The organism is Novacetimonas cocois, from assembly GCF_003311635.1.
In the GTDB taxonomy this organism is placed as follows: domain Bacteria; phylum Pseudomonadota; class Alphaproteobacteria; order Acetobacterales; family Acetobacteraceae; genus Novacetimonas; species Novacetimonas cocois.
The window spans coordinates 5,962-6,717 of sequence record NZ_QEXL01000032.1 but is presented as its reverse complement, the minus strand read 5'-3'; the positions used below and the strand labels follow the sequence as shown (position 1 = coordinate 6,717).

The 756-nt window shown below is 59.1% G+C and carries 3 protein-coding genes; 1 reads left to right on the top strand and 2 read right to left on the bottom strand.

Annotated features, from left to right (window positions below):
- Positions 1 to 15: 15 nt before the first annotated feature.
- Both NJLHNGOC_RS14955 and NJLHNGOC_RS14950 read right to left on the bottom strand, forming a co-directional pair.
- The gene (locus tag NJLHNGOC_RS14955; protein WP_113597062.1) at positions 16 to 276 is read right to left on the bottom strand and encodes a hypothetical protein; all 261 of its coding nucleotides are present in this window, start codon (positions 274 to 276) and stop codon (positions 16 to 18) included.
- Positions 273 to 464, bottom strand: coding sequence for a type II toxin-antitoxin system Phd/YefM family antitoxin (locus NJLHNGOC_RS14950; RefSeq protein WP_113597061.1), 192 nt, complete (start codon positions 462 to 464; stop codon positions 273 to 275). Before NJLHNGOC_RS14950 ends, NJLHNGOC_RS14955 begins: the two co-directional genes overlap by 4 nt.
- On the opposite strand from NJLHNGOC_RS14950, the gene NJLHNGOC_RS15770 reads away from it, so the two are divergent.
- Positions 463 to 660 carry a hypothetical protein gene (locus NJLHNGOC_RS15770; protein WP_133258760.1) on the top strand — a complete coding sequence of 66 codons (198 nt, stop codon included), beginning with the start codon at positions 463 to 465 and terminating at the stop codon, positions 658 to 660. The two genes, NJLHNGOC_RS14950 and NJLHNGOC_RS15770, sit on opposite strands and share 2 nt — an antisense overlap.
- The last annotated feature ends 96 nt before the right edge of the window (positions 661 to 756 follow it).

The following is a 756-nucleotide window of genomic DNA, read 5'->3' as shown; positions in this document are numbered from 1 at the left end:
AAGCGCGTCCTCGGCTTAGCGTAGGATTTCGCCCCCTCCCGCAAACGACCCCATCCCGGCCAGGATCTGGTCTGCCTGCTGGATGTAATTGCCTGGGACATCCCGGAATACGCGCGCGGAGCCGACCGAGGTGGTGATGTCGAGGCCGGCGACATGCGGCAGGAGATCGAGGATGCGGGTCAGGGCTTCGATATCCTGCTGTGTCAGCAGGGTTCCCCCGACCACGAGCAGCTGCCAGGGCCGCTTTTGTGGCAGTGTTCCGGGACTGTCCTTCATGACGATGACCCCTTCTCCAGAACGTCTTCGATGCCCTGCTGCTTTCTGAGCAGGGCCTCATAATGCTCTACGGACATGATGACGAAACGCGGCTTGTGGTGCCTGGTGATGACTACAGGCGCAACGGCGGCTGCTTCGAAAAGATCGCTGGCATTGCGGGTCACGGCGCTCGCTGGAAACGCTTTCATGGAGCATGATCCAGATATGACGGATTATCTGGAATATACAGGAAACCCGTATTTCCTGCCAGAAAGTCGGGAAAAGGAGGCTTGGACGGACGAACAGGAAATGGCCAGCCCATCAATCCCCGACAAGGCCCGCAGAGCACCCTGGGAGGCCGCACAGCGCGCAATTCCCTTATCTCGCCACCCGACCACACAATAACACCTGTACGGCCATCCTGTGGCGTCTGGTGGGCATGTTGTGACACGTGAGCCGCTGAATGATCGCCTGAACGCCGGTAAGTCTTGAGCAGATTGT

Excerpts from the sequence above, each read along its gene's own strand:
- NJLHNGOC_RS15770 (WP_133258760.1), top strand. The coding sequence starts at position 463 with ATGGAGCATGATCCAGATATGACGGATTATCTGGAATATACAGGAAAC.
- NJLHNGOC_RS14955 (WP_113597062.1), bottom strand. The coding sequence starts at position 276 with ATGAAGGACAGTCCCGGAACACTGCCACAAAAGCGGCCCTGGCAGCTG.
- NJLHNGOC_RS14950 (WP_113597061.1), bottom strand. The coding sequence starts at position 464 with ATGAAAGCGTTTCCAGCGAGCGCCGTGACCCGCAATGCCAGCGATCTT.